17 protein-coding genes and 2 pseudogenes are annotated in these 19,853 nt (G+C 67.0%); 4 read left to right on the forward strand and 15 right to left on the reverse strand.

What is annotated here, in order from left to right; genetic code table 11:
* Nucleotides 1-157: 157 nt before the first annotated feature.
* From H5407_RS21250 to H5407_RS21290, 9 genes and pseudogenes are all read right to left on the reverse strand, one after another.
* Nucleotides 158-739: a plasmid pRiA4b ORF-3 family protein gene (locus H5407_RS21250; protein ID WP_183106505.1), complete on the reverse strand. Its 582-nt coding sequence runs from the start codon at nucleotides 737-739 to the stop codon at nucleotides 158-160.
* Nucleotides 736-972: pseudogene (locus tag H5407_RS21255) on the reverse strand (transposase); the annotation flags it as partial. The pseudogene H5407_RS21255 and the gene H5407_RS21250, both read right to left, overlap by 4 nt.
* 295 nt (nucleotides 973-1,267) lie before the next feature.
* Nucleotides 1,268-2,929, reverse strand: coding sequence for a hypothetical protein (locus H5407_RS21260; RefSeq protein ID WP_183106506.1), 1,662 nt, complete (start codon nucleotides 2,927-2,929; stop codon nucleotides 1,268-1,270).
* A gap of 84 nt (nucleotides 2,930-3,013) precedes the next feature.
* Entirely contained in the window at nucleotides 3,014-4,141 is a 1,128-nt protein-coding gene (locus H5407_RS21265) for a dsDNA nuclease domain-containing protein (RefSeq protein WP_183106507.1), read from the reverse strand.
* A gap of 1,069 nt (nucleotides 4,142-5,210) precedes the next feature.
* Entirely contained in the window at nucleotides 5,211-7,973 is a 2,763-nt protein-coding gene (locus H5407_RS21270; RefSeq protein WP_183106508.1) for a hypothetical protein, read from the reverse strand.
* A 77-nt stretch (nucleotides 7,974-8,050) separates the two neighbouring features.
* Nucleotides 8,051-8,413 (reverse strand): hypothetical protein, encoded by a 363-nt coding sequence (locus H5407_RS21275; RefSeq protein WP_183106509.1) that lies wholly within the window; start codon nucleotides 8,411-8,413, stop codon nucleotides 8,051-8,053.
* A 3-nt stretch (nucleotides 8,414-8,416) separates the two neighbouring features.
* On the reverse strand, nucleotides 8,417-9,082 hold the full coding sequence (locus H5407_RS21280) for a hypothetical protein (protein WP_183106510.1): 666 nt from the start codon (nucleotides 9,080-9,082) through the stop codon (nucleotides 8,417-8,419).
* 37 nt (nucleotides 9,083-9,119) lie between these two features.
* Nucleotides 9,120-9,656, reverse strand: coding sequence for an IPT/TIG domain-containing protein (locus H5407_RS21285; RefSeq protein ID WP_183106511.1), 537 nt, complete (start codon nucleotides 9,654-9,656; stop codon nucleotides 9,120-9,122).
* Between the two features lie 129 nt (nucleotides 9,657-9,785).
* A pseudogene (locus H5407_RS21290) lies at nucleotides 9,786-10,637 on the reverse strand (IS3 family transposase); the annotation flags it as partial.
* A gap of 261 nt (nucleotides 10,638-10,898) precedes the next feature.
* Between H5407_RS21290 and H5407_RS21295 the strand changes: the two are divergent.
* Nucleotides 10,899-11,384: a DUF4124 domain-containing protein gene (locus tag H5407_RS21295; protein WP_183106513.1), complete on the forward strand. Its 486-nt coding sequence runs from the start codon at nucleotides 10,899-10,901 to the stop codon at nucleotides 11,382-11,384.
* 56 nt (nucleotides 11,385-11,440) lie between these two features.
* On the forward strand, nucleotides 11,441-11,947 hold the full coding sequence (locus tag H5407_RS21300) for a hypothetical protein (protein ID WP_183106514.1): 507 nt from the start codon (nucleotides 11,441-11,443) through the stop codon (nucleotides 11,945-11,947).
* Nucleotides 11,948-11,975: 28 nt separating this feature from the next.
* Here H5407_RS21300 and H5407_RS21305 read toward each other — a convergent pair whose 3' ends face one another.
* Nucleotides 11,976-13,121 (reverse strand): ABC transporter substrate-binding protein, encoded by a 1,146-nt coding sequence (locus H5407_RS21305; RefSeq protein WP_183106515.1) that lies wholly within the window; start codon nucleotides 13,119-13,121, stop codon nucleotides 11,976-11,978.
* 456 nt (nucleotides 13,122-13,577) lie between these two features.
* Between H5407_RS21305 and H5407_RS21310 the strand changes: the two genes are divergently transcribed.
* Nucleotides 13,578-13,958: a hypothetical protein gene (locus H5407_RS21310; RefSeq protein ID WP_183106516.1), complete on the forward strand. Its 381-nt coding sequence runs from the start codon at nucleotides 13,578-13,580 to the stop codon at nucleotides 13,956-13,958.
* Between the two features lie 26 nt (nucleotides 13,959-13,984).
* On the opposite strand, the gene H5407_RS21315 is transcribed toward H5407_RS21310, so the two are convergent.
* The gene (locus H5407_RS21315; protein ID WP_183106517.1) at nucleotides 13,985-14,764 is read right to left on the reverse strand and encodes a dimethylarginine dimethylaminohydrolase family protein; all 780 of its coding nucleotides are present in this window, start codon (nucleotides 14,762-14,764) and stop codon (nucleotides 13,985-13,987) included.
* 210 nt (nucleotides 14,765-14,974) lie between these two features.
* Here H5407_RS21315 and H5407_RS21320 point away from each other — a divergent pair, with 210 nt between their 5' ends.
* Nucleotides 14,975-15,913, forward strand: coding sequence for an alpha/beta hydrolase (locus H5407_RS21320; protein WP_183106518.1), 939 nt, complete (start codon nucleotides 14,975-14,977; stop codon nucleotides 15,911-15,913).
* 246 nt (nucleotides 15,914-16,159) lie between these two features.
* On the opposite strand, the gene H5407_RS21325 is transcribed toward H5407_RS21320, so the two are convergent.
* From H5407_RS21325 to H5407_RS21340, 4 genes are all read right to left on the reverse strand, one after another.
* Nucleotides 16,160-16,843 carry a TetR/AcrR family transcriptional regulator gene (locus H5407_RS21325; protein ID WP_183106519.1) on the reverse strand — a complete coding sequence of 228 codons (684 nt, stop codon included), beginning with the start codon at nucleotides 16,841-16,843 and terminating at the stop codon, nucleotides 16,160-16,162.
* A complete protein-coding gene (locus tag H5407_RS21330; RefSeq protein WP_183106520.1) occupies nucleotides 16,840-17,478 on the reverse strand; it encodes an NAD-dependent dehydratase in 639 nt (212 codons plus the stop codon). The genes H5407_RS21325 and H5407_RS21330 overlap by 4 nt, the downstream gene beginning before the upstream one ends.
* Before the next feature lie 81 nt (nucleotides 17,479-17,559).
* On the reverse strand, nucleotides 17,560-18,366 hold the full coding sequence (locus H5407_RS21335; RefSeq protein WP_183106521.1) for an SDR family oxidoreductase: 807 nt from the start codon (nucleotides 18,364-18,366) through the stop codon (nucleotides 17,560-17,562).
* Nucleotides 18,367-18,780: 414 nt separating this feature from the next.
* Entirely contained in the window at nucleotides 18,781-19,746 is a 966-nt protein-coding gene (locus tag H5407_RS21340) for a hypothetical protein (RefSeq protein WP_183106522.1), read from the reverse strand.
* Nucleotides 19,747-19,853: the final 107 nt, after the last annotated feature.

Genomic DNA, 19,853 nt, shown 5'->3' on the forward strand with positions numbered 1-19,853 from the left:
CGCCGACCAGCAGAACCCATCAGGGACAGCGAGCTCGTCTCGCATCTGAAGTCCGAATGTACGGGTGCAATCTTTTCTTCGTGCGGCAGTGAACTGGAAGCTTGGCAAACGGGGGCGTCCATGTACGGCCGGCGAGCCCTCCTTGACGCCCGCGACGTCAGCGCAGCTTGCGGATTGCCATGTTGGCCGCGTTGATCCCGAAGCCCGTCGGGTCGAACGGGCCGCCCCACCAGGACCAATACTCGGCATGCTGCTCGTGCCGCGGGTCACGCATGGCCCGCAGGAAGTCCATGTAGCCCGGTGGGCCGCCGACGTCCTCCGGTGGGCATGCGTTCTCGCCGGCCAGGCACATCGGCCAGTCGTTGCAGCCTTCCTGGATCGGCAGCCGCTCCTCGACCGTGATGCGATGATCCCACCCGTCGCCGAAGTCGTAGCTGTACATGAACTCGTTGACCTGTTCGCCCAGCACGGCACCGACAGTGAACTTGCGCTCGTCTCGCATGTCTCCACTGCCCGCCCATTCGTCGTCCGGGATGCCGTAGCGTTGCTGCTCGATGTGCCAGTCGTGCAGATGGCTGTTGGTCCAGCCCATGGCGGCCTGCACGACGCGGTCGAGCTTGGCAAGCTTGATGGTGTCTGGTACGAGGATGCGTCGCCAGATCAGAGGTTCGATGTGCTGCAGCTCGATGCGCAGCTGGTAGGCGATGCGGGGCAGGGCGCGCTTGAACTTGGTGCTCATGCGCCCAGTGTCGCAGCGCCAGCTTGCCATCGGTGCGGCAGTAGTTCGCCGATGCGGCTGTGTGGCGCGGTCGGCAGCCGCCTCTGCCGCTCCAGCGCAATGACGCGGATGAGGGGCTTCACCCAGCTGTTGATGGGCAGGTCACCGTCGTCGAGATAGCGTGTCAGCGTCATCCATCGTTTGAGGCTGTAGTCGATGGCCCGCGCGGCGGCCGAACCGTCAGGATCACGCTGACGCGGCTGTCACGGCCACTGATGCAGCGCGTCCGCCATCCCGCGCTACACACATCTCATGTGCCAGGTCGAGCGGGACAAATGGGTTAGGCATGGTCACGAACCGGAATTCCTGACAATTCACGGCTTGAGCGGAGGGGCGGACTTCGTCATACGTCATGGCGCCGAGACGGGCATCATGACCTACGAGGTCATCGGCCACATCTGCGAGCGCTCGAAGGACAATGACCGGCTATGCATTCGGCTGGCGCGGGTATTGCAGCTCTGAGCCGGTTCGAGCATCACTAGCTCCGCGTCACGATTCGGTATCTGCTTCGATGTTAGCGAGGCGTGTCCGAGCGGCTTCGATGTACCGAAACATCTGAGGGGCCAGTTTCCCGAACTCTTCCCGAGACAGGATGCGCCCTCCTTCCGGAAATGGGACAACCTTGTCAGCCTCGAACTCCTTCGCTTCTTCCTCATGGGCAAGGATGACCTGCGCATTCTTGGGTGCTGTTGCGGCTATGGAGGTAAGAAGTACCTGCAGGTGCTTCCGGTCTTGCGCCCCCTGGTTTGGCGAGTCGACCACTAAGGGCGACGGGAGCAGCTGGCCTCGTTCAATGGTCCTCCACAGCGCAGCGTAGTAGGCGATGGTCGCGCGAGCTCGCCGACTGCCTGAAGAGTAGGGCCGCTTGTCGATGCGCCACTTTTCAATGTCTTCCGGCCTGTCAGCATCCAGCTCGACGATGGTGCTCTGGAAGTGACCTCGGAAGGCCGCAAGTGCTTCTTCCGGGTCGTGTGATTTTGTCAGCTGCTTCAGTTCGCTCTTGATGTCGCGTAGCGACAGCGAGTGCGCGCCAAGTTCCTCTGCGACCGCGTTCTCTTCAGCGGCCAGTTGCTCGTCTGCGACGAAGGCGCTGCGGCTCTTCAAAAAATCGTCGAACGTATGCCTTCCGCGCTTTGTCGCCAGCAGGCCTTGCAGACGTGCGTAGTTCTCCTTTAGGCCAACCGCCTTGCGACGGTTGCGTTCAAGCCGCTGCCGCGTCGATTCGAGCATGCCTTCCAGGCGACCCTTAAGAACCACCAATTCGCGTGCATCTTCGGCCAGCCCCAAGAATGTGTGGAACGAATCGTCGTGCTCGGCGTGGCATGTCGGGCACACGAAACGGTGCTCGGTCGTGGAGACGTCAGCAGCAAACCTGAAGTCTGCCGCGTGTTCCTTCAGCGCGGCCTCCGACAGCCGAATCTGTTGCGTAAGCGCAGCCTCGGCGTCCTGGTCCTCAACAATCGCGCGACGTAGGTCGTCCTGCGATTTCGAGAGGTCGGCCAGCTGCGTCGTGAGTTCACGGACCTCCGCCTGGAACTCTCGCTCAGAAATCTTGATCGGGATGGTCTTCAAGTTCTTCTTCAGCCGCGCACGTGTTCGCTGAAGGGTGCCCAGCTCCACCTTGAGGTCAGACTCCTTCGACTTGACCGCCTGTTCGTTGGCCTTGAGTTCAAAGTACCGCAACGGCCGCACTTGGGCGAAATACTCCAGCGTCGGAGCCGCCGGCGACATGAACTGCTTCAACCCTTCAAACGTCTCCCAGCCCTTCTCGAATGACCCGTCTTGGTTTATGAAGAAGGGGAGAAAGTAGGTGGATGGCGATGCGTGACGGAAGCGACCGTCGCGGTCGACCAGGTTGAGCTTGTAGCCAGTCGCCTCGGCGAAGAGCTGGTTCCACGCGAGGCTGGAGGTCGCCGCGTCGACCAACTGGTCCTGCCTGAACAAGGCTCGCAAGTCCTCCCGACGGACTGCTGTGAAGGCCGCTCCATCGACTTCGAAGTCGACGGCGACGATGGCGGCGTAGTCCCAGCCAGGAAGGACGCCGAGTGGTTCAGCGTCGAACGCTCGGAAGACTGATTTCAGGACCGCCGACTTCCCCGCTCCGTTCGGGCCCCACAACAGGGTCTTGTGGCGATGGAACTCCAGCTCCATTGCTGCTTGCTCGCTCTCGGAGCAGATTCTGAGTCGTTTGAATAGCAAGCTTGACATTTGATGGCTTCCGCAAGGCGCGAAGAACTAGGCGGGGATTTGGCTTAGGTCCCATTCGGTCATCTCGAATATAGAAAGCGCTCTTATTTCATCCAGGGACAAATCGCACCGCTCATCGGTGAGGAGTACACAAGCCGTCTCGAAGCGTTGTTGGTCTGACCAGGCTTGCGCATCGGCCACTTCGAACATGTGCCGCAACACGTCCTTGGTGTTCCAGCGGCTGGCCTCACCTACAAGGACTTTCTCGCGGGCGCAGCGGGTCAGTGCGTTCATCGCCCGAATGCAGTCGCCATTGCGCCAGTCCTTGCTTATCTTGTCGAAAAGCTTGGTGCGCGCTGACGCACGGTCTGGAATTGTCTTGAGGTCCTCCACTGCCTTCTGAAACCGCGCTCGGGTGAAGCCGCGGCGGCCGACGATCTCGTCCCAGTTGGCGCACTTCTCGGTGCGACGGGCGGTTTTCTTGAGCTGGACATAGAGCGTGTCCACCAGCGACGCAGCCTGGCCGGCATGCTCAGGAGCCACGGTGCTTAGGAAGTCCAGCATGACGCCATTGGCATGCCGCTGCATGTCGTTTATGGCAATCGCTTCGCTTCGGAGTTCGACAGTGCTCAGGTCGATCTCGTCGGGGCTCACGCCTTCAGCGGTGGCAATGGCGGCTTTCAGCTTGATCGCATGTTCTTCGTCGAGCTTGTCTAGACTGATACGCGTGTCGTTGACTGAACTCTGACCTGTCGCCAGCGCCACATCGAACTTGGCATTCGTGATGAAGGCGCCCCTGCTCTGGGTGTTCTTCACCGTTCGAACGTGACGCAGGAGCTTCCAGATGGGCTTGTCGGACTTGGGATTCTTGGCTTTGCCGGACTGGCCAGTTAGGGTCAGCGGCGTCCAGTAGCCGTCTTCCTTCTTCTTGAGCTGGTAGAGCTGGACGCTGGTCGGCGCAGTACAGGAGTCGAACTCAGCGACGTCCTGCATGTACTCGCAAACGAAGAGGTAGTCAGTGAGCTTGGCTTGCTCGAGTTCCGTGACTCTCTGGATGACCCAGAAGGCAGCGAAGTCGTGTCCCTTGCCACCATGGGCGCCGCCGAAGTCATGTAAGGCGTCATCGGCCTCTATGACCTCAAATTCCTGCAATGCGGAACTGGCTCCCTCTGGCATCTGTGCGCCTCCCGCCAAGAATTGTAACCGCGTGCGTCGCGCCTCCAACTGCGCATGTGGGCCGGTCGAGGCCCTAGCTATACAGCGGTGTACGTCGCCCGTCGTTCGCATGACGTACGACGATGCATCGACCCAAGGTCTGTGTGCGGTGCCCAGGGCGCAGCGTCACCGCTGCACAAGGTGCTTTCATGTTATGCGGCCATTCAAACTGGAACTTTCACGGTTAAGGGCCAAACGCTTTCACCGGAAGAGGTCACCGCCCTCACTGCTTCATAGAGGCGCGACTTTCACGTTATGCGGCCGCGCACATGAGGTGTGCGCGGCCCCATAAGGTGAAAGCTTGGCCCCATAACCTGAAAGTTCTGGACCCATAAGTTGAAAGCGACGGGTGGCGTTCAATGCCTCTCGCGTCAGACGTAGAAGCGGATCCTTCAGGATTCAAACGCTTCGGCTATGCAGCAGCCCCGGTGATCCGGGGCTGTTTTTTTTGCCAATTGGCACTCACGAATAGAACGCCTACCTTTTGAGTCGCGTCCTATGATGCGACGCGATCCGTGCAGCATTCAGACCACCATGCCCTTACGAGCAGTCAGTGACATAGGAGTCTTTCAGGCCTTTGAGTACGATGAAGCTCGGTGGGCCGAGCTGCGAGGGAGCTATAAGGCGCTGGGACTGCACATGCCCTGCTGCGAAAGTATGGCGATTCCAAAGACCAGCGCCCTCGGGAACTACTTCTTTGCGCACGCCCGCAAGGGCGACTGCACGACCGCCCCCGAGAGCCCTGAGCATCTCTACTGCAAGAGTCTCATCGCTCAGGCCGCCAAGAGAGCGGGCTGGGTCGTCACCACTGAGCGAATTGGAAACTGCCCAGCCGGAGAGTCCTGGATTGCTGATGTTTTCTGTGAGCGAGCTTCGGCCAAGATTGCTTTTGAGGTGCAGATGTCTCCTCAGGCGAGGACAGCGAGTTCGTCGAAGGTGCTTTTCATCGGGCGGGGGGCAGGCGGGAATGAGGCGAAGTGTGCATGATAGGAGTCGGGCGCCCCCGCGCGACCTCGCCGCGCACCCGCGCTCAGCCCGTCGGCGCGCCCTCCCATGACGCGAAGGCCGAGGCCGGGTAGAGCGCCCAGTTCACCGCCGGGGGGGCCTGCGTCTTTGGCAGGACCTTGACGGCGATCTGGTCGTTGGGCGTCAGTTTCTGGTTGAAGGTGAAAGTGTGCCGGCTGCCACCGCCCAGAGCCGCCAGCGTCTGGGTGGCCACCGGATCGCCGGCCGGCGGCAGCAGCAAGGGGCCGACCACCTGCGGGGCGCCGCGGTACAGGTCGCAGACGACCTCCAGCGCGGGCTGCATCGCGTTGTTGAGCACCTCCACCGTGATGTCCGTGGTCCCGTCCTGGCGGTCCGTGAAACCGATGGCGCGGGTGTATCCCGCCAGCAGCGGATTCTTGGAGTCCGGATAGAGCGAGATCAGGACGACCTGCGGCACCTTCTGCTGCGCCGCGTAGTAGCCCGCCCACCCCTTGCCATCCATCGTGACCGTGTAATCGACCATCAGGCAGCCCATGGTGTCGTGCTGGTAGACCTTGGGCGTCACCTGGTAGAGGTAGGCGTCGTCCTGCACGCTGCCCGACATGATGGTGATGCTCAGCATGGTCGTGTGCGAGAGCGAGGTCGTCTGCACGTCGGTGTCCGAATAGCTGCTATTCGAGCTGAGGTTCAGGCCGAAGTTGACGGGCACGTAATCGAACAGCGTGGCGCTCAGCGAGAAGTGGGCGCTGTCGGTGGTGCTGTTGTGGACCATGAAGGTCTTGGTGGTGTTCTCGGTGACCATGTTGGTCTGGTCGTAGGTCACCGTCGTGCCGCCCTGGCCGCGGTCCACCGGGTACGACACCGGATTGAAGAGCAGTTGCGAGTCGTCGAAGCCGTCGGGTTGCAGGTTGACGTAGCTCATCAGCATGCCGGCCTGGGAGCGCGGCCGGTAGCCGATGCTCGGGTCGTCGCCCATCAGCAGGGTCTGCACCGGAGAGGACGTCTGCGGGAAGATCACCGCCATCGTGCCGTCCGGAGCTCCCTGGCGCGCCTTGCGGTACACGGGGTAGACCCAGACGTCGTAGCTCATCGCGTAGGATACGAGCAGGTCCTGCGTGTTGACCACGCTGCTGGTCTGCACCATGTTCGTGGTGGAGTTGTCCTTGAGCTGGTCGAAGCCGTGGCCGTAGGACTTGTTCACCTGCTGGGACAGCTGCAGGCTGCCGATGCCGATCGAGGTGCCGGTGTCCTGGCTGAACATCCACATCTTGTTGGACGACACGTTGTAGCCCGACATCTGGCTGGAGCTCTGGGTGAAGGTCAGCGTCGGCGGGCTGGAGGACACGCCGGCCTCGAAAGGCGGCGCCTTTACCACGGCCAGGAGTTGGCCGCGACTGCCCTGCGTCTGGGACAAGGTCGGCGGGCCGAGAAACACGCTGTTGCCGCTGACGTCGCTGCCGGTGGCGAAAAAGCTCGGCAGGTCGGCATCGACGGTCGCCACCACGGAAAGCTGCTCGGGAACGGCCGCAGACTTGCCCAGGGTGGGGAAGGTCTTGGAGCTCGGGTCCACCGTGACCAGTGCGACGAAGAGCGAGGCCTCGCCCTTCATCTCCTGCGCCAGCGTCGCGCCGCCGCCCAACACCGCGATGCCCATCACGCCGGCGTCGCCGCCCGCGGCGTCGCTCGCATGCTCCGGCAGGATCTCGCCGAAGACGCCTGCGGCCAGATGCAGGTCGATGGAGGCCAGGGGCTGCTGATCCGAGTTGGCGATCGCGTAGGTGCTCAACAGCGAGGCCGACACGGACTGGTCCGCATGCGCCTGCAGCTCCGCGAACAGAAGCGCCGCGCAGCCGACGGTGTCAGCGAACGTGGCGCAATAGCCGACGACGAGCTGATCCTGGCCCGCGCCGCAGAGGTCGGCCGACGCCATCCGGTACACCGGCCGTTCCGGCACCATCGCCGACAGCGCGGGCCCGACCGGCACGGCGACCTTGGCCGGCGAGAGCGCGCACAGCGCGGTGAGCGCGCCTGCGGCGCTCCAGCCCAGGAACGCAAGCTGCAAGGTGGCGCTGGCGTCCGCATAGGCCACCGCCAACTGCTGGTCCGCGCCCGGCAGCAGCGCGGCGACCTGGGCGGTCGGCGTGGCGCCGGCCTGCAAAGTGCCCAGCGTCAGCGTCGTGGCGACCGCCGGTGCCGGGTTGGCGCCGAACGAACTCTGGCCGAGATCGTGCGCCTGCAGCGATGCGCCGTTCGCGGTCAGGACCACCAGATGGGCTTGCAGTTGCTGCCGTACCAGCGTCGCGGATTGCGCGGTGCCGGCGATCTTGGGAAGGTGCGCTGGGGTGCCCGCTAGACCCTTGTCGCAATCGAACGGCAGGACGTAGATGCCGTCACTGTCCTGGCCCAGCAGCAGCAGAACGCGTCGATCGGTCAGCGTGGGGTCCAGGCCGATGATCGACAGCAGGGACGGCAGGCTCAGGGGCCAGCTCTGCTGGGCGGCCGTGCCGCCGCTTCCGGCCAGAATCATGCGCAGCGTGGTGCGTCCGAGAGTGAACACGGGTTGGGTCCCGCTGTGCATGTCCGGCAGCGAGCGCACGTCCAGCAGCGTCTCGATCGGATCGATGACCAGCGTCTCGAGCGCGGACGCCCCCTGACCGTTGACCAGCATGCGCGCGTACTGCGCGTTCGTCTGACCTCGGGCCGGGGCGATGAAGGTGGCGTCCTGCACCGCGTAGAGCGTCTGACCCAGTTGCAGCGGGTTGGCTGCCTGGGGCGGCGAGTCCGTGAGAGTGAAGGCAGTGCTCATGGGTACCTCGTGAAGAGGGGGGACGAAGCGCCGCCGGCCCGCGCTCGGGCGCGGCCGGCGGACCGGAGCGCGAGCGCTCAGCTCGTGGCGACCTGCCGAGTGCCGAAGGCGAAGCGCAGGCGCGCACGGCCGAAGCCGGGCAGCATCAGCGACTTGAGCTCATCGCCGGCGACCTGTCGCGACGTGAGATGGAAGTTCAGCTCGCGCGTGCGCTCCTCCTCGGTGATCAGGTCCTGGCCGATGCGCGTGCCCTTCGGGATCGTGGCGATCATCCGCACGGCCGCGCCGCCGTCGGGGGTGAACTCGTAGCTGCCGGCGTAGAGCACGCCGCACAGTCCCTTGCCCTTGAAATCGCTCCCGGCATAGGTGAACGCGCCGATAGGACGCTCTCCCTGCGGATCGACGATCAGCACGCGCAGCGATTCGTTGGTGTTACTCATGATTCAGCTCCGCAGTTTCTGGTTGAGCAGACCGATCAGGGTCTGGCTGAAGCCCGCGCCGACGAAGACGTCCTGAACCACGCTCTTCATCGCGTCAGCCTCATGGAAGGTGGAGAAGAAGTTGCCGATCGCGACGATCCATCCGGGCAGGCCGCCGGTGCCAGGGTTGACGGTGATTGTTGGTTCTCCGCCGACCTGCAGGCCCGACAGCGTCAGGCCGTTGCCGACCTTGGCGATGTAGGCCAGGTTGTTGTTGGAGATGCGCTGCGTGATGGTGCCGTTGCCGTTGGCCGTGGTGTGCGAGGTCTTGTGGCCCATGTCGTACAGCGCGCAGGGCTGCGAGTAGCCATAGCTGCCATCGACCTCCAGCACGCTGAAGTTGAAAGGCAGGCGCACGGTCGTCGCATCGATGAAGGTGGCCGGCTGGATCTGGACGCCGGACAAGGTCGCGATGGTGAGCGCGGAGAGGGTGATGGCGGCGTTGCCGTCGCCGCCCCAAACGGCGCCGCCCTGCTCGCCGTAGGGCGAGTTGAAGGCGTTGCAGGCGCCGATGTCGCCGGCGTCCTGTACCTGGTTGGGAATCGCGGTGCCGCGCGCCAGGCCGGGCAGAGTGCCTTCGACCCAAGGCTTCATGTCGGCCCACGCATCGATGATGGTTTGCTGATTCATGGCTGTCTCGTGTGATGGGTTGGAGCGGCGGTGCCGCTCATTGCACGTCGAGCATGTAGGGCACGTTCACCATGCCGTACTGCTGGCTCTGCCCGCTGACGCGGTACTGCTGGCCCGCCTCGATGGTCGGGGGCACGGTGAACCGGATCATGGTGTTGCCGGTGTGCAGGATGTTCATGACCGCCGATCCGCCGATGCGGATGGACTCGACCTCGCCCAGGTTCTGGCCACTCAGGGTCACCATCGTCTGTCCGGCCGTGGCCTGACGCGGCTGCATGTTGGTGAAGATCGGCTCGTGCTGCGGCTTGTCGACGGTGAAGATGCCGGCGCTCTGGGCGTGCTCGTTGTAGTTCACCAGCACGATGAACTCGCCGCTCTGGTTGTTGTTGCCGATCGTGATCTCGACGGTCCCGCCGATCGGATCGACGGCGGTGATGTCGCCGACGGCCGTGCCGCTCAGGAGAACGTCCGTGTTGGTGAGCGTGGCGCCGGGGGGCATGTCCGTGAGCGTGAGGGTCACGTCCGTGCCCTCCCGCCCGTGGGTCGGATTGAATCCGGTGATCGTCATGGGCATGGTCTTCCTCCTTGAGGGTGTTGCGACCCGCAGACCGACGGACCGTGCACCGCAGCTTAGGCGTCGCCCCTCGCGCCTTCATCCACAACACGGATGATGACCTGCTCGGCTTTATCGAGACAGTAATTCCTAGAAGATGGCGGGTTGCAGGTCTTGGCGGAGTTGCTGTTTGAACTCCGCCGGGGTCAAGTATTGCAGGCTGCTGTGTGGCCGGACCTCGTTGTAGTGCTGGCGCCAGGTTTCGATGACGACGCAGGCCTCGCGGCGCGAGCGGAACCATTCGACGGACAGGCATTCGTCGCGGAACTTGCCGTTGAAGCTTTCGTCGGTGCCGTTCTGCCAGGGCTTGCCTGGATCGTTGAGCACCGTGGCAATGCCAGCGCTGGCGATCCACTCCAGGATGGCAAGGCTTACGAATTCAGGACCGTTGTCCGAGCGCATGAATAGCGGCGCGCCGTGCAGGCTCACCAGGCGCGACAGCACCTCGATGACGCGCTTGGAGCGAATCGATCCCGCCACGTCGATGGCCAAGCACTCGCGGGTGAACTCGTCGACGACCGTCAGGCACTTGATCTGCTGCCCGCTGGCCGTGGTGTCGAAGACGAAGTCGTAGGCCCAGACCATGTTGGCCTTGAAGGGTGTGTGGATGCGCGGACGCACCGATGCAATGCGCTTGCGAGGCCGCTTCCTGGGTACCAGCAGGCCCGCCTGGCGCCATAGGCGATGCGCTCGCGACCAGCTCAACTCGAAGCCCTTGCGACGCAGGAACACGCGGATGCGGCGATAGCCGTAGCGCGGGTACTGCGCAGAGAGTGCCTTCATCGCCTCGATCACTGGGGCATCTTTGGCGGGCAGCCGAGGCTCGTAGCTGGGTGTGGGCCGCGACATGCCGATCAGCCCGCAAGCCCGACGCAGACTCAGGCCACGCTCGCGAGCGAAGGCGATCTGAGCACGTCGAGCCAGCGGGCTCACCATTTTTTTGCGTTGATCTCTTTCAGGATCGCCACCATCTGCTCTTCCGTGAATCGACTCTTCCTCATGGGCTCCTCGGGGATTGGAGCCATCTTCTCTTGGAATCAGTGTCTCGGAGAAGCCGGGCAGGTCAGTTCGGCCTGCCCTGCGGTGTCACGTCCCCCCATTAGTAGGACTTCGCCGGATTCGGAAGAGGCGGCGGCGGCGGCACAATCCAGACTCATGAAACGCGGCTGGTCACGGCATGACCGGGCGTCTTGGCTGTTTTCCATGCTGCTTCACTCCCTGCTCCTGCGCCCTCGGCGCCTGACCTTGGTTCTCCTGCTGGGCGCCGTCGCGTCCCTGCCTGCCGCCGCGCAGGTGTTCAAGTGCACCGACAGCAGCGGCAAGACGACCTACCAGTCCCAGCCCTGCCCGGATTCGACCAAGAGCGCCGAGCTGGACCTGCGCTGGACCTCCTCGGCCCTGCCGGGCCTGACCAGTTCGGCCAACTTCTCGGGCAATGTGACGATGGGCGAGTTGCGTCAGGCGCTGGTGTCCGGCTGCACCGGCAGCGTGAACACCCGGGGTGATGCCGCCCTGCGCCGCCTGGCTGCCACCCAGCCGGGCAAGTTCCGCGACTTCTGCGAATGCGTGGCCGACGCCTCCCTGTCCGACTTCGATCGGGTCAAGAGAATGGCCCTGAGCAACGACCGAGCCGGGCTGGAGCAGCTGGGCCTGCGCGCCGGCCTGAGCTGCGCGCCGCGCTTGCGCTGAGCGCTGCCTGGTCATCGATCCGGAACCTCCGGCCTCGAGAGGAAGGTGCCCGCCCCATGACCCGTGTCCTGAGCATGGCCAACAAGCTGCTGTCGCTGCGCGGCCGCCTGGAGGTGACCGACGCCGACGGCGCGCTGGCCTACGAGGCCCGGGGCGAATGGGCCTGGCTGTCCCCGACCTGGCGTCTGCACCAGGGAGGGCGGGAGTTCGCCACGGTGCGGCGCCGTATCCTCGCCTGGTCCCCGACCTGGGAGGTGGGCGGCGAGCTGGGCGACTTCCTTGTCCGCAAGCGCTGGTGGTCCTGGACGCGCCAGTACCGGGTGCTGGGAGGCCCCCATGAAGGAGCCCTGCTCAAGGGCAGCTTCTTCGACTACAGCTTCGAGCTCTCGCAGGGCGGCGCGCTGCTGGCGCGCGCCCAAGGCAAGCTGCTGACGCTGCGGGACCGCCACCAGATCGAGGTCTTGGGCGGAGACGAGCGCCTGGTCCTCATCGCCATGGTGGTGATGCAACTGGATCGCCGCGACGAGGCCTCGGGCTCGCAGTCGGGCTCGCAGGCGGACTGAGCGGAGCCCCCGCGCGCCGGGCCGCAGCTCAGCGCACGAAGCGCCCGTCCACTCCGATGATGGACAAGTCTGCGAAGTCCAGGCCGCTGTGGTCGCCGGGGCCGTAGCTGAGCTCCAGCCCGCCCAGGTCGAAACGGCGAAGGCCTTCCAGGGCCGCCAGCACCTTCTCGCGCGTGAACTGTGGGGCAGCCTGGCGCAGGGCCTCCGCCAGCACCTTGGCCGCGGCAAAGCCCTCCAGCATGGCGGGCGTGAGCTCGTCATAGCCCTTGGCCTTGGCCAGCTTCAGCGCCTCCTGCACCAGCGGGTACTTGACCGCACGCTCGCCGGGGTAGACCTGGCTCACGATGACGCCGCGGCTGGCGTCGCCCAGTTGTCGGACGAAGCCGGCCGAGGCATTGTTGGACAGCGTGACCACCTGCGCACTGGAGCCCGCGGCCCGCAGGGCCTTGACGCCCTCGGCCACGACCACGCTGGAGCCGACCCACAGCACGGCCTGGGTCTCCGCCTTCATCAGGGCAGGCACCAGGCTGGCATAGGCCGGCTTTTCGCGATCAGCCTTGAGCACGGCCACCGGCTGCAGTCGGGCCTTGGCAAAGCCCTTGGTGGCGCCTTCCAAAGCATCGCGCCCGAAGGAGTCGTCCACATGCACCACGGCAATGCGGGTGGTGCCCGTGGAGTGCAGATGCTCGATGGCCTTTTCGGCCTCGCGCTGGTAGGGCGCGCGGACATTGAAGATGTAGCGCTGCACCGGGTTGTGCAGCAGCATGGCGCCGGTGGAGGGCGCGACCAGCGCGATGCCATGCTGCTGCAGCAGGGGCATGATGGCTTCGGTATGCGGCGTGCCGCGGTTCATGAACAGCACCACGGCCTTCTTCTGCTCGATGAGCACACGGGCATTCGCCGCGGCCTTTTGCACGTCGAACTCGTCGTCCAAGGTCAGCAACTGGATCTTCTCGCCCTTGATGCCGCCCTGGGCATTGATGTGCTCGATCCATAGCATCGCGCCATTGAGGGCCTCCTTGACCGTGGCGGCTGCCTGGCCGGTGACGCCGATGGTCTGGCCAACCACGATGTCGGCCCGAGCGGGCATCCAGGCCAGGCCACAGGCGAGGGCCGAGGCCAGCAGGCAGGACGAGGCAAGGGCTTGGAGCCGGGGGCGGCGGGGCAGGTTCATGGGGTGTCTCCGTCGGGGCGCTGCGCCGGGCGCGGTCGGCTGGCGTGGCAGTGAGCATTGGGGGGCGCGGCGCTGTCGGCCCCCACCGGGCATCCTAGCGCGCCACAGGCCCGCCTGCGACGTGGACCGGCCCTGCCGAGTGATTGCCAGCGAAAACCGCGATGGAATCCGCTGAATGGGCCATCGTCACCTACTGTTACTTCCGGCGGACCTGGCGCCTCCCCGCCCTCTCAAGGCCTGCGGGCTGGTCTCCATCGGCCTGGCGGAGGCCGGGGGAGCGGCGAGACCAGGACAGGGCAGGCGATTGAGATTGAACCTCCCGGGCCGCCCCGCACGAAGGCGGCCTGGTCGCGAGGCTCTGCGCAGCTCGGTCGGGGCAGCCAGGGTGTCGGGGCCCGGCCTGCCGGACGTGAGGGCCCGAGACTATTCCCAGGATGGCGAGCTACCATGCCGGCCATGATGGAACGGCTTCTCGAACGCCTGGAGCTCCTGGGGCGGATGCTACAGCCGCGGGCGTGCGCACGGCCGCTGGAGATCCTGCAGTCGGACGAGTGGAGGCTGGTGATCCAGGGCGGTCACAGTCAGCTGTGCTTCGACCGGCGCCGGCAAGCGGTGACCAACGCGGGGCGTGTCGTGGTGGCCTTCGAGTCCATCGTGCAGGTCGTGGTGAGGCATCACCGGGGCAGCGACGACGCGCCGGAACGCTGGTCCGTGGCCCTGCAGGTGAACGGCTGGTTCGCCGATATCAGCGTGGGTTCCTCCGCCGATGACGTCGATGCCTCCATCGCGGCTGCACGCATCGCCACCCATGTCGGAAGGCCAGTGAAGGCCGGGTAGGGGCCAGGCTGGCGGCCCGCCGCCATTCAGTCCCGCCAGAGCACGTGCATGCAGGTGAGACCGGCCTCCATCTTCATGAACTCGCCGATGTCGATCGACTGCACGGCATGACCACGGGCGCGCAGGGCCCCGGCCGTGCACGGGCTGGCCGCATTCATGAACAGCTGCGTGCCGATCTTCAGCACGTTGGCCGCCCAGGGCTCCCCTGGCTCCGCGTGCAGCACCTTCAGGCCGGGCATGGCAGACAGGTCCACCCAGCCCGGCTGGGCCAGCACGGTGTGATCGTCCAGGGCCGTGACGCCGGTTTTGAGGTGCAGGCAGCCCGTCACCGGCACGGTCTGCACGCAGTACCCCAGGGGGGTGAGCCAGTCCCGCAGCTGGGCGACGCCCGCAGCGTTGGTGCGCGAGGACAGGCCGACATAGAGCGTGCGCCCCAGGCGCAGCACGTCGCCGCCCTCCAGCGTGGCGGGCGCCTGCAGCGCGTGCACGGGGCGTCCGTCGAAGAGGCCCTGGCGGGCCAGGTCGGCCGCGAAGAGCGCGACCTCGACCTGGCGCGAGGCGGCGCCGGGGCGGGTGAGGATCACGCACTCCGGCAGGGCGAGCACCACATCCTCGACGAAGAGGCTGTCAGGCAGGCCGGGCTGGGCAGGCAGGGCGATCACCTCGATGCCGCTGCTGGCCAGCGTGGCGCGATAGGTCTGGTGCTGGCGGGTGGCCTCGTCGAGGTGGATGGACTGGGCGGCGACGAAGGTGGTCTCGTAGCCCTGGAGGTCCTGCGCCGGCTCACGGGTGATGAGCGTGGTCATGGTTTGGCTCCTGCCCCCGAGGGTGTGGGGGCGTGGGGCGCATCGTAGGCCGGGTGGTAGGGGCCGCTCGGCGCAATCGGGCAAGGCAGGCTCCGCAGCGGGCGAATGCGCCGGCTGTCGGGGGCTGCGCACGTGTATCGTGTGCGGGCGCGCCAGTTCGAGCCAGGCCGGGGAGGCGCGGGGCGTCTTAGCCGTGTTCAGGGAGGTGGGGTGACTTCTATCCGTATGCAGCAGCGATTGGCCGGCCACTCGGCGTCCCGGGGCGGCGCCCTGGCTGCGATGGCCTTTCTGGGGGCGCTGCTGGGCGCGGGCCCCTGGGCGCCAGCGGTCGCGGCCACGCCGGAGCCCTCGGTCCAGGAGGGGCTGGCGTACTGTCCCCGGGCCGGCGTCGAGCCCCTGCGCCTGGACCTGGCCGTGCCAGGGACGCCAGCCCCGCCGGGCGGGCGTCCCATGATCCTGCTGGTGCATGGCGGCGGCTGGGTGGCCGGGTCCCGACGGGACTATGCGCCGCTGATCCGCAGTCTGGCCCGCTGGGGCCTGGTGGCGGCCAGCCTGGACTACCGGCTGGCCCCACAGGCGCACTGGCCGGCCCAGGGCGAGGACATCCGCTGCGCCTTGCGCTGGATGCGCCACCATGCGGTGCAGTGGGGCGGTCGCGGCAATCGCCTGGCCCTGCTGGGCGGATCGGCCGGGGCCCATCTGGCGGCGTTGGTGGCGCTGCAGCCCGGGCCGTCCCTGACCGGCGATGCCCCCTGGGCCGGGGAGGCGGAGTCGGTGCAGGCCCTGGTCCTCCATGGGGGCGGCTATGAGTTGCGGGAAGCGCCTGGGGCCCCGTCGGCATTCAGCAAGGGCCAGCACGACAACCTGCGAGCCCTGCTGGGGCAGCCGCCGGATGCGGCGCTGCTGTCCGACCTCAGCCCGCTGCGCTGGTTGCGGGCGGATGCGCCGCCCCTGTTTCTTGTGCACGGGCAGCGTGATGCCGTGGTCCCGGTGGCGCAGTCCCGGCACCTGCATGCCGAGGCCCTGCGCCTGGGCGTGCCCGCGGAGCTGTGTGTGATCCCGGACGCCGGGCATGCCGACTTCGGCAGCGCTGCGGACCTCGTGGGCGCGCGCCTGCGGGACTTCCTGAGCCGCCATCTGGCCCGGTGACGCGGTCGTCGGCGAGGGGCCTGAGCCTGTCCTGAGTCCCCCGACGCCAGTCGGTCGCCAGGCTGCGAAGTGGCGTGGCCCGTCGGTTGCCCAGCCTCCTCCTGGCTGTCCAATCCCGGCACCCTCAGCCTTGGCTCGAGATCGCGCAGCACGGCCGGCTGCTGGCGCGGGCGCAGGGCCAGGTCTTGACCCTGCGCGACCGCTACACCATCGAGGTGCTGGCCGGCAACGAGGACTGGGCCGCGCTCAGGCGGACAGGGCGCCCCGCCAGTACTCGCCCAAGGCAGCCCGCAGCTCCTGGCGGAAGTCCGGTCGGATGGGGGCGAAGGCGGGATCGCTGAGCAGCTGGCGCAGCTGGGGCGGGTAGTCCAGGGTCTGCCACAGGCCGCGGGTGAGGGCGTAGCTGCGCATCAGCAGGCTCACGCCCCGCCCGGCGGGCAGCTGAAGTGCCGCCTCCAGGGAGGCGCCCGTGCGGGTCAGGCCCTGCACCAGGTCCATCTTGAACTGGCGCAGCTGCGCGTCGCTGAGGTTCTGCTCCAGCACGCTATAGGCCATGGCGTCCAGGCGCAGCAGCTCGGGCCGCGCGTCGAGGTAGGCCACGAAGCCATCGACGAAGTGCGCCAGGGCGAGTGCCGGGGAGGCCGGCGCGGCAAAGACCTGGTGCACGGCCTGCAGCAGGCCGGCGAAGTCCTCCGCCAGGAGGGCGACAAAGATCTCTTCCTTGGTCTTGAAGTAGAGGTAGACCGTGCCCTTGGCCAGCCCGGCCGCCTGCGCGATCTGGGCGGCCGAGGGCAACTGGCGGCTGTCGGCGATGAAGAGGGCGCGGGCGGCGGCCAGGATGTCGGCACGGCGGGCGGCCTTGTCCTCGCCATCCAGGGCGCGGGCCTTCTGCAGCCGGGCGGTGGGCGTGCCAGCCTGGGTCTTGCTCATGCCTGCAGGGCCTCCGAGGGAATGATCTGCAGCCCTGGCCGGCCCTCGCGGACCGCGTCATACAGGGCACGGGCCACGCGCTCGGTCCGGACCGGCCGCCAGCCCCGCGGCAGCAGGGGGCCCAGGCCGCGGCTCAGGGCCAGGGCCAGGGTCTCGCCGGGACGAGGGTCCGGCCTCGGGCCGCCGTCCAGCAGGGACGGGCGGACGCATGCGAGAGACTCGAAGCCCAGGGCCTGCAGCGCCAGCTCCGTCTCTCCCTTGACCCGCAGGTAGAGGCCGCGGCTGTGCGCATCGGCCCCCAGCGAGGACACGAAACCGCAGCGCGGCGTTCCCGCGTGTCGTGCCAGGCGGCAGGCGGCAAGGACGTAGTCATGGTCCACCCGCCGGAAGGCCTCGGGCGAGCCGGCCTGGCGCAGCGTGGTGCCCAGGGCGCAGAGCACGGCGTCGGCACGCCACCAGGGCGCGTTGGCGGGCAACTGCTCGTAGTCGATCGGGGGGGTGAGCAAGCGCGGCTGCGTGGGCAGGGGCCGGCGCGTGGGCGCAACCACCTGGCTCACCGCGGGGTCCGCCAGGGCCAGGGCCAGCAGCTGCTGGCCGACCAGGCCGGTGCAGCCGAGGAGGAGAAGGGTGCTCATGGCCGGGGATGTTGCTGTGGGACTTCGCGCGAGGATGGCGGGTGCCGCCATGGTAGCCGGGCCGGCCGTCGCGCTCGCCCCTCAGTTCGCCATCAGACGATGCGCCATCCAGGTCTGCACGCGGCGGGGCACCAGCCGGGCGCTCCAGACGGTCAGCTTGTTGCCCAGTCCCGGCACTACGCTGGGCGTGCCCGCCTTCAGCGCCCGCAGGCCCGTGGCCGCCACTGGGCGTGACCTCATCATCAGCAGGCGCTGGTAGAGCGTGGGCCGCTGCCCGGACACCGCCAGGAAGTTAGTGGCGGTGATGCCCGGCGAGAGCACGCTCACCTTCACGCCCTGCGGCGCGAGCTCGGCATTGAGCGCCTCGCCGAAGAGCAGCACATAGGCCTTGCTGGCCGCGTAGGCCGCATAGGTGGGCGTGGCCTGATAGCCGCCGATGCTGGCTACCAGCAGGATGTGGCCGCGGCCGCGGCGTGCCATGTCGGCGCCGAAGACATGGGTCAGCTCGGTGAGGCTGGCCGTATTGAGCTGCAGCATGTCCAGGGTGCGGTCCAGCGGCTGGGCCAGCAGCGGACCGTAGAGGCCGTAGCCCGCGTTGTTGATGAGGATGTCGATGGGGATGCCGTGGCCGTCCAGGCGCCGCTTCAGCGCGCTGCCGGCGCCCGGCTGAGCCAGGTCCACGCCTTCGACCACCACCTCGACGCCATGCCGCGCCCGCAGCTCGGCGGCCAGGGCCTCCATGGGCTCGGTGCGCCGCGCCGCCAGCACCAGGTTCACGCCCTGCTCGGCCAGCAGGGTGGCGAAGTCCACGCCGAAGCCGCTGGAGGCGCCCGTCACCAGGGCCCATTGGCCGGACCATTCGCCGGCTTGCTTGCTCGTCTTGCTCATCACGCGCTCCACTGTTAAATGACCAATGGTCAGTTGATGCGTGAATTTGAAATGACCAGTGGTCAGTTGTCAAGCGTGTCAGGGCCGAGCCGGGCCGGCTGCTGCGTGAAGGTCCTCACGAAGCGGCGGGGAGCGCGATGCGCGGGATGCGCGGGAGGAGGGGAGTGGGCAGAGGGGGATGGCTGGCGGGCCTGGCCGGCGGCCATGCCGCCATGGCCTGCACAGGCGCCAGGCGTGGTCCGTACGGGTCTTGCGGGCGGCAAGGCCAGGGATGTCCAGCCGGGCATGAAGGCCGGGGGAGGCCTGCTGGGCGGGCGCGGGGTCACTGCGCCTACCCGTGGTGTGGGCAGCGGCCTGGCGCCGAGCCAGCTGCCGACGCGGAGCCCGGGCGCCAGCGGGAGTCGGCCTGGGCGATCAGGGCAGGCGCAGCGTATCGCGCTCGCTCACGCGCACTTCCTGCGCTGGGCCGTTGCCGAAGCTGTAGCTGACGATGAGGATCTTGCGCTGGCCGGGGTAGGGGTCGCCGCCGCCCAACTGGTTGTCGACATAGACCTCGAGGCTCTGGCCGTTGCGCATCAGCTTGCGCAGCCGGTCGGTGATGTCCCAGTCGCGCCCGCTGGCGCCGTAGGTGGCGCGCAGGATGCGCAGGTTGCCCCGCTCCTCGCGGCCGTGCCAGCCGCCGCGCCAGTTGCTGTCGCCCCAGTTGCCGCCGCCCCAGCCGGTGAACTGGTTGCCGTCGATGTGGCTGAACTCCTCATACTCGAAGGTCCGCACGTCGCCGCCACGGCCGCGGGCATAGATGCGCAGGGTCTTGCGGTGGCCGGGGTCGGGATCGACACCGAAGAGGTCGTTGGTGATGCGCACGCGGGCATCGCTGCGTGCCAGTTCCCTGAGGCGCGGGGTCACGTCCACATTGCGCTCGGGGGTGCCGTAGCGGGCCTGGAGGATCTGGTAGTCGCCGTCGTCGCCGTCGCGGCGGCGGGGCACCTCGGGGTCGGCGTTCCAGCCGCCCTCCCAGCGCTCGTGGCCCCAGTTGCCGCGGCCCCAGCCGATGAACTGGTTGCCGTCGATGTGGCTGAACTCCTCGTAGTCGAAGGTGCGAGTCCGGCCGTCCTGACCTTGGGCGATGATGCGCAGGGTCTTGCGATGGCCCGGGGCGGGGTCGATGCCGAAGAGGTCATTGGTGATGCGCACCCGGCGGTCCTCGCGGGCCAGCTCGCGCAGGCGGGGGGTGACGTCCACATTGCGATCTGCCGTGCCGTAGCGGGCCTGGAGGATCTTGTAGTCGCCATCGTCGCGGTCGGCACGGGCCAGGCCGGTGAAGGAGCCCAGCAGGGCGGTGGCGAGGCTGGATTGCAGCAGCTGTCTTCTGTTCTTCATGGTCTGTCTCCAGGGGCGGAAATGCGGGAGTGCGGCCCTTCTGGCCTTGCCTCAACGGGGCGGGGCGCAGTCTGGCGGACGCGCGGTGCACATCCGGGCAGTATCGC

The organism is Mitsuaria sp. WAJ17 (assembly GCF_014174515.1).
In the GTDB taxonomy this organism is placed as follows: Bacteria; Pseudomonadota; Gammaproteobacteria; order Burkholderiales; family Burkholderiaceae_C; genus Roseateles_B.

Excerpts from the sequence above, each read along its gene's own strand:
- H5407_RS21275 (WP_183106509.1), bottom strand. The coding sequence starts at position 8,413 with ATGAGTAACACCAACGAATCGCTGCGCGTGCTGATCGTCGATCCGCAG.
- H5407_RS21330 (WP_183106520.1), bottom strand. The coding sequence starts at position 17,478 with ATGAGCACCCTTCTCCTCCTCGGCTGCACCGGCCTGGTCGGCCAGCAG.
- H5407_RS21280 (WP_183106510.1), bottom strand. The coding sequence starts at position 9,082 with ATGAATCAGCAAACCATCATCGATGCGTGGGCCGACATGAAGCCTTGG.
- H5407_RS21310 (WP_183106516.1), top strand. The coding sequence starts at position 13,578 with ATGATGGAACGGCTTCTCGAACGCCTGGAGCTCCTGGGGCGGATGCTA.
- H5407_RS21335 (WP_183106521.1), bottom strand. The coding sequence starts at position 18,366 with ATGAGCAAGACGAGCAAGCAAGCCGGCGAATGGTCCGGCCAATGGGCC.
- H5407_RS21270 (WP_183106508.1), bottom strand. The coding sequence starts at position 7,973 with ATGAGCACTGCCTTCACTCTCACGGACTCGCCGCCCCAGGCAGCCAAC.
- H5407_RS21305 (WP_183106515.1), bottom strand. The coding sequence starts at position 13,121 with ATGAACCTGCCCCGCCGCCCCCGGCTCCAAGCCCTTGCCTCGTCCTGC.
- H5407_RS21340 (WP_183106522.1), bottom strand. The coding sequence starts at position 19,746 with ATGAAGAACAGAAGACAGCTGCTGCAATCCAGCCTCGCCACCGCCCTG.
- H5407_RS21250 (WP_183106505.1), bottom strand. The coding sequence starts at position 739 with ATGAGCACCAAGTTCAAGCGCGCCCTGCCCCGCATCGCCTACCAGCTG.
- H5407_RS21295 (WP_183106513.1), top strand. The coding sequence starts at position 10,899 with ATGCTGCTTCACTCCCTGCTCCTGCGCCCTCGGCGCCTGACCTTGGTT.
- H5407_RS21285 (WP_183106511.1), bottom strand. The coding sequence starts at position 9,656 with ATGCCCATGACGATCACCGGATTCAATCCGACCCACGGGCGGGAGGGC.
- H5407_RS21325 (WP_183106519.1), bottom strand. The coding sequence starts at position 16,843 with ATGAGCAAGACCCAGGCTGGCACGCCCACCGCCCGGCTGCAGAAGGCC.
- H5407_RS21315 (WP_183106517.1), bottom strand. The coding sequence starts at position 14,764 with ATGACCACGCTCATCACCCGTGAGCCGGCGCAGGACCTCCAGGGCTAC.
- H5407_RS21300 (WP_183106514.1), top strand. The coding sequence starts at position 11,441 with ATGACCCGTGTCCTGAGCATGGCCAACAAGCTGCTGTCGCTGCGCGGC.
- H5407_RS21265 (WP_183106507.1), bottom strand. The coding sequence starts at position 4,141 with ATGCCAGAGGGAGCCAGTTCCGCATTGCAGGAATTTGAGGTCATAGAG.
- H5407_RS21260 (WP_183106506.1), bottom strand. The coding sequence starts at position 2,929 with ATGGAGCTGGAGTTCCATCGCCACAAGACCCTGTTGTGGGGCCCGAAC.